The sequence below is a fragment of the Bartonella fuyuanensis genome, from assembly GCF_014197255.1.
GTDB lineage: Bacteria > Pseudomonadota > Alphaproteobacteria > Rhizobiales > Rhizobiaceae > Bartonella > Bartonella fuyuanensis.
Map to the genome: position 1 here is coordinate 22,707 of NZ_JACIFE010000011.1, position 7,692 is coordinate 30,398.

Genomic DNA, 7,692 nt, shown 5'->3' on the forward strand with positions numbered 1-7,692 from the left:
TAAGCTATATTTAAACTAATAAAATTCTTAAAACACAACAAATATAAAACTAAATAGCTAATTTAACACTTAATATAACACGATATATACTTATATACAAATTACTATATATTTTATGTATAGCTAAAAATGATAATGCAATCTAATAGAGAAACTGGTTCCAGAAAAACCAACTTTTTTAAGTTTATGCTGATAAGTCATATCTCCATAAAGGGAAAGTTTTGAAGAAAGACGCGCATTAAATCCAAGCCCTGCTTCCAAAGAAGAACCAAAAGCACCTAATTGGAAATCTTTTTTAAAAGAAACGAATTGCTTATCTTCAAAACTATGCAAATAAGAAAGCTTGCTATAAAAAGAGACGACACGCCCCCCTTCAGAAACATTAAGCATTTTGCTTAAACGCCCACCAACACGTCCCACCCATTGATGAAATTTTCCCAAATTAACCTCAAGATCATCAATGTCACGTGCTGGATTAAACTGAAGATGCTGATAAACAACCTGAACCTGCGGATCAAAAACAATATCTTTATAGCCTATTGCAAACGTTCTTCCACTTGTTAAAGAACCACTAAACTGCTTCCCCTTTAATGCGACAACTTTGCCCCGTGCAAGGGTCAAAACATCTCCTTTTAAAAGACTATACGATAACACCCCATCTATATAAAAACCCGCATCATGTTGCAGACTTCCATAGGCAGCAACAGACCATTTATCGAAGGCACTTTCTTTGCTTTGTTCAACATTCTGAGGGTATAGAGAAAGATTTCCATAGTTCCCCAAAACCCCAAAGAATGTACGATTCTGCGAATTCTCAATCTCATTTAACAAAATACCGACTTCGAATGCAGTATAATCAAGCTCAGCGCCATAACCATATTCAAAAGAAGATAAATTGGAAGTATAATGATGACTCCCACCATAAGCATGCAAAAAAAAGGCTGTCTGTTCATTATCTTTCCAAGAAGAATGAAAAGCATTCCGCATTGTCATCAACGTCTTATTTTGCGCAGTCATATCCATTAAACCAGCATGAAATAAGGTATTTGTTAAAAGGAGATAAGTCGGAACCTGTGGAACAACAGCTCTAATTTTTTGTTCAGGCTGAACATCAAGCGATACAAGAAAATTAGCAGAAGTATCCAAAGAACCAGAGGATGTAGAAGGTTGTAGCTCAACAACTGTAGAAGGGACAGAAACTGAATCCGCAGATGAAGAAGCAGATGGATCAGATGGCAAAACCTCATCAGTAGAAGTTTCAATTGAAACAAATGATGCTGGCATAGGTTTCACAGCAGAAGAATTCTCTGCTGCAGTTGGAACAGAGGTAGGCACAAGCGGAACAGATGTAGAAGGAGTGAATGAAGAATCCGTAGGAATAAATGTTTCAGATGGCTCAGAAACTTCCGATACAGAAGATATAGATGGTATAAGCGAAGGCTCAACAGAAGGAGGTTGTTCAGGCGAAATAGTCTCTGATAATTGTTCAGAAGGCATAGTTTCTGCTTCAGGTTTAGGTGGTAAAATTGTAGACGTGGGCTTAATAGACAGAACAGAAACAGATTGAGAAGAACCTCCTATCTCAGGATCAATGTAAACACTTTCAAGACGAAAATCCCAAAAATTTCCTTCCCCCGCAACTAATCTATTCTTTGGATCAGCTTTTCCAAAAGAAGAAGCTGGGCCATAAGCACGAAGATGATATCGATAAGGAAATCCATTAACCGCAACATAATCACTCAAAAGTTTAAAAGTATTTTCCTTTGCTTCTCCAAAAACCTGAATAATCGAAACACTTTGATGACTTTCATCAATCACCTTTTCATCTGAAGTTTTTTGAAATTTTTCCAGCTCAATGAGAGTGGTTCCAGCAACATCACCATAGATCAAAATGCGATCAGTCTTTTTAGGATCAAATGAACCATCATTATTCATAAATGTGCTCATCTTAATCCGAGAATTACCTCCCGCACTGTAGACTTTATTGCCCACGTCATCCATCCCCGCTGTCTTATCAATATCATCTAACGCCTGACTATCTGCTCTATTGTATATTCTGTTTCCAATATGTAATGTTTGATAATCTTGAGAAACATATTTTTCAAAAACAAGCGTACTATCAAAAAGACTCAAAGTAGAAAGTGATGAAACCGTAGCTTCTTGTAAACCTTGATATTGACTCTTGGTAAGATACCATGTTGAACTATTTCTTAACTGTAAAGCAATACGTGCCGTATCCTCAGTGCGTATTCCTCCTGTAAGAGTCGAAGAATAGGCTTTAACAAGAAGAGAAGAATTATTCTCAGCTTTTAGTAATAAGTCACCAGAGATTTTTGTATCTTCCAATAACTCCAAAGTAGCTTTAGCCCCAAAACCATCATCCCCAGTATTATAAACAGCAATACCTTCTGGAACTGTAAAATTTGTCTGTGATAACTGAACAGATGCCTTCCCTCTAATGACATTTTTGTCTTTTAATAATTTCTCATTAGCTGAAACAGATACCCTAAACCATTCGTCTGGTTCTAATCCATAAAAATACAGCCCATATGTCCCTTTACCTTGCACAGAAATATTAGTTTTTTTAATATTAATATTCGTCTTCTTAAACTCATCAGATGAACTAAATGCTTGCCATAACAGCTTGCCTTTATCATTCACATCAACCGAAGAATTGTTCACCAAAAAACCATGCATATCACTAATTTCAATAGAACTATTATTCAATTGAATATTACTACCTTGAGATGCATCAAAAACTTCTGGTAATTTACCGACACTTTCCTCATCGACAATAACAGTTTTTTGTTTTCCTTTTCCCTTAATGACAGTACTATCGAAAGCATACCCTCCCCCATAAAGTGATGAAAATGTGCCTTTTCCATTAAAGGTGACATCACCGCCTGACATCCTAATCTTTGCACCAAGTCTACTCACAAAGCCGATATCTTGTAAGTTATCTGGCTCGATTTCGATCTTTACACGTACCAAAGGAATATCCGTTTTTGCACCCACTGCGTAAATCGCATGAGAAGTTTCTGTAATAGACCCATCTGTCATGCCAATAACTGCATTTTCAGCATAAAGAGCGCGTACATTCTTAAAATTTGAATCTTTCAAATTAAGCCGTGCGCCATATTTTACATATGCACCATATGTGAATATTTGACTTGAGGAATCACCTGTAACGGTTATCTGAGATGCATTAACAACTGTACCTACTTTTTCTACATATATAGCTTTTATCGGAGCAGAATCAGGGTTAGGAGCAGAACCAGGAGCCTGTTCTTGCAAACTTTTTAAATTATAAGTTTTATTTTTAATCGTGTGTTTTTTACCATCATTGCATGTATAAAAGGTCCCTGTTGTATCACAGGGAGCTGCAAAAGCATAAAAACCCGCATTCATACTCACAAGAGAAAAAAAAGAGAAAGGAATTATAAAAATAAATCTATAATTTTCAGACACATTAATCATGGCTCGCTTACAACCCCTTCTCCCCCGCTTTGATTTAAGAAGAAATGAAACTTGAAATAATGTTAATTTAAACATATAAGCAGAGGGAAGCATAAGAACTAAACGATTGCTTTACACTTCATAAAACGCTCTAATACTTATGTAAAAATTACTCTATATTTTAAGTACACCTAAAAACGGTAGCGTAAACCACCTGAAAAAATCATCCCTGAAAAACCAGCTTTCCTGAGACGATGCTGATAAGTTACATCTCCATGCAATGCAAAATTTGAAGACAACTGAGCATTAAAACCCACCCCTGCTTCTAAAGAAGAACCAAAAGCCCCTAATTTGAATTCATCTCCAAACTGCACACGTTGTTTTCCTCCAAAACTATTGGTAAGATGAAGTTTTCCACTGAAAGAAACAACATGTCCTTCTTCAGAAACAGCAAGAGTCTTGCTTAAAGACCCACCAACACGCATCAACCACTGATCAAGTTTTCCCATTTCAATATTAAATCCATCGATATCAGACGTCTTATCAAACCGCAAATTTTGATAAACAACCTGAACCTGCGGATCAAACATAACCCCCTTCTGTCCTGCCATAAATGATTTACCCGCGATCAATGAAACACTTAAAGGTGTTCCCTTCAATGTTGCTGTTTTACCTCTTGCCTGCGTCAGAACATCTCCTTTAAATAAACCATAGGAAAAAAGACCATCTATATAAAAGCCTGTATCATGCTGCATACTGCCATATGCCGTTATAGACCATTTATCAAATGCACTTTTTTTACTTTCTTTAACATCCTGAGGTTGCAGAGAAGCTTTTCCATAGTTCCCTATCATTCCAAAGCTCAAGGTATGATATGGTTTCTCAATCATATTGAGCGAAACACCTGCCTCTATAGCGTTATAATTCAAATTTCCGCCATAACCATATTCAAGCGCAGACAGATCAGAAAGATAAGAATAACTTCCACCATAACCCCGCGCAAAAATTGCAGAGCTTTTAGCATTTTCCTCCAAAGCCTCAGAAGCAAGACGCAATGTCTCCAGCTGTTTGTTGTGATTGCCAATATCCATCAAACCAATTTGAAACAAAGCATTAGGCATTAATAAATATGTTGGAACTTGTGGAACAACAGCTTTAACACCCTCTTCAAGATAGAGGACAGAAGCATCCTGATTAGCAACAGCATTCTTAGGATGAGCACGAACGCTTAAAGAACGAGCCACCCGGCGAGGAAGCTTATCTTTTTTCAATTGAGCATAAACCTGACGAGAAGGAGGCTGAACATACTCAGCTTCAAGTCGATAATCCCAAAAATCTCCATTCTTTTTTATCGATTTTCCTTTAGCTAATTTGTTTTCATCTTTTGCTTTCCCAAGAGAGGATGTTGGCCCATAAGCACGAAGAAGATATTGATAAGGCGCTCCTCTTAAAACAACATAACCGGCCGCTAGTTTAAAAGAATCTTCTGCCGCTTTTCCATAAACCTGAATAATTGAAACACTTTTACCATTTCCTTGTGCATCTTTATTCTGACTTCCTTTTTTCCCTGAATCGACTGGAACTTCCACAATATAGACTTTAGTTTTTCCATAGACATCGCCATAAATCAAAAGTCTATCAGCTTCGATCCCTCTAACCTGATCATCTGTTATAGCAAGAGATGCATTAATAAGAAGGCGTGCATCCTTCGCAACATAAGCATAATCTAAACCACTATCACCATCTAATTTCCCAATGCGAAGTGTTTGATAATGACCATCTCTTGGTTTCTTAAAGAAAATGGCACTATCAATAACCCTTACAAAGGAAACAGATGAAGCATGCCACTTATTATTTTTTCCTGGCGTCACCGTCCATTGTGATTTATTAGATAACTCAACTTCAGCATAAGAACTTTTATCAACGTGCGCGCCTCCTACAAAAAAAGAAGCATCAGCTTCAACAGCCACATGCGAGTTGACTTTAACATCTAAGAACCGATTAGCAAAGATACGTGATCCCTCTAACGCGGTAATATAAGGAAACCTTTTAGCATCATCGATATAAATAGCTGTACCATTAGGAACTTTAAAATTAGTCCTCTTGAACTGAATCTCTCCCAATGTAGCCAACATCTCCCCTTCTATATATTCCTCTTGTGAAGGACCCCCTTTTAAATAAAGCCCACGAGTCCCACGCCCATTGAGAGTAATATCTGAATTCTCAAAAACAACACCAGAATAACGCCAATCCCATGAACCATATAAAAATTTACCATCCAATAGGCCATATCTATTCTCCCCTCCAGGAATGAAAACGCCCTCTGAGCTCTCCATCACGAGACCATAAATATTTGAAACATTAATTTTACCATCCTTAACAAGAAAAGAACCGCCTTGTTTTACACCAAAAACTGCCCGATTAAAGCCATTATTATAAGAACTTATATCTTTGCCATTGATTGTATTCTTACCACTTCCTGTAATGGAAACTTTATCCAAAACAATCTTCATTTTTTCTTGTGCAAAAACCTCTGTTGGAATTGTCTCTGTGTTTTTAAACTCCATCCCCCCCTCAATTCCCAATCTCCCTTTCTCTCCCACCTTAATATTTACCTGCTCAAACTTCTTAACATTCGTAACACCCAAAAAATCACTCTCAACAGCACCTAACTGAAGAGCATTATTCGCAACACCACGCTTCTCCAGAGCATCACATGAATAGGACTTTAAAAGAGAACTACATGAAGGCTTCTCCTGTGCATTCACATCCATATCATGCACAAAGACTAAAACAGACGTTGTAATAGCACATAAATATATATGGCGTTTTAATACTTTAATCATAATCTATTCTAAACTCTCTTTATTTCATTTTATCGAAAACCGAAAAAACCTAGCTAGCTCTCCAACAGGTTATTATTGTAATGTGCTATCCACATAATTCGTTTTGTATTATATGTAAAGTTAAAAATCAGAAAAATAACACAATAAAATCACATTTTATACTTATGATTTTTACATAAAGAAGTATTCAAAAAACACATTAAAAATGATAGCTTAATCCACCAGAAAAATGTGTTCCAGAAAAACCAGCCTTCGTAAATTTGTGTTGATAAATCATATCACTATGAAAAATAATTTTTGGAGATAATTGCGAATAAACACCCAATCCAGCTTCTAAAGAAGAACCAAAAGAACCAAGCTGGAAAGCATCTTTAAAATGCACAAATTGTTTATCATCAAAATTGCGAATGAAATGAAACCTACCATAAAATGAAAGAATATCAGCATCTTTAGTAAATGTAAGTGTCTTGGTTAAATATCCGCCAATACGCACCCCCCAATGATCTGGTCTTCGCATATCAATATTAAAATGATCAATATCACGCGTTTTATGAAACTGAAGATTTTGATAAACAAACTGAACCTGTGGTTCAAAAATAAAATACCGACAGCCTATCATAAATGTTTTACCAGCTGTTAAGGAAATACTCAAGGGCTTACCTCTCAATGCAGCCGTCTTACCTCTCTCAAGTGTGAAAACATTTCCATTAAACAAACCATAAGAAAATAGGCCATCCATATAGAGTCCCGTATCGTGTTGCATGCTTCCATATGCTGTGATTGTCCATTTATTAAATATACTTTTTTGACTTTGTTTAACCTCTCGAGGCTGCAAAGAAAGCTTGCCATAATTCCCCATAACCCCAAAGGCTGTTGTACTGTATGCACTTTCGATTTTCTTGAGTAAAACACTAGCCTCTATAGCATTATAATCAAGATCTCCTCCATATCCATATTCAAGTGCAGATAAATTTGAAGTATAATGATAGTGTCCACCATAACCACGTAAAAACAAAGTAGGATTTTCATTAATTTTCAATAACTGTCTAGAAAAAGTTCGCAGTGTTTGCAATTGCTTGTTTTGACTATTGATATCCATCAAACCAGCATAAAATAAAGTATTTGGCACAAGTATATAAGTCAGAACCTGTGGGACAACAGCTCTCACATTTCGCTCAAAATGAGAAGAGAGCTCAAAAACAGATGCGGGAACAGAAGAACCAGATGTAGAAGGCTCAATAATAGAAGGAGGAGAAGAAACAGATGCAGGAACAGAAGAACCAGATGTAGAAGACTCAATAATAGAAGGAGGAGAAGAAACAGATGCAGGAACAGAAGAACCAGATGTAGAAGACTCAATAATAGAAGGAGGAGAAGAAACAGATGCAGG

3 protein-coding genes are annotated in these 7,692 nt (G+C 36.6%); all 3 read right to left on the bottom strand.

Annotated features, from left to right (window positions below; translation table 11 throughout):
- Positions 1 to 123: 123 nt before the first annotated feature.
- Positions 124 to 3,477 (bottom strand): autotransporter outer membrane beta-barrel domain-containing protein, encoded by a 3,354-nt coding sequence (locus GGR08_RS05195; protein WP_183194314.1) that lies wholly within the window; start codon positions 3,475 to 3,477, stop codon positions 124 to 126.
- A gap of 170 nt (positions 3,478 to 3,647) precedes the next feature.
- On the bottom strand, positions 3,648 to 6,302 hold the full coding sequence (locus GGR08_RS05200; protein ID WP_183194315.1) for an autotransporter outer membrane beta-barrel domain-containing protein: 2,655 nt from the start codon (positions 6,300 to 6,302) through the stop codon (positions 3,648 to 3,650).
- Positions 6,303 to 6,501: 199 nt separating this feature from the next.
- Positions 6,502 to 7,692 (bottom strand): autotransporter outer membrane beta-barrel domain-containing protein (locus GGR08_RS08295; RefSeq protein WP_246350141.1); only part of this gene is annotated, 1,191 nt, incomplete at its 5' end.

Coding starts and splice junctions, on each gene's coding strand:
- GGR08_RS05200 (WP_183194315.1), bottom strand. CDS start 6,302: ATGATTAAAGTATTAAAACGCCATATATATTTATGTGCTATTACAACG.
- GGR08_RS05195 (WP_183194314.1), bottom strand. CDS start 3,477: ATGATTAATGTGTCTGAAAATTATAGATTTATTTTTATAATTCCTTTC.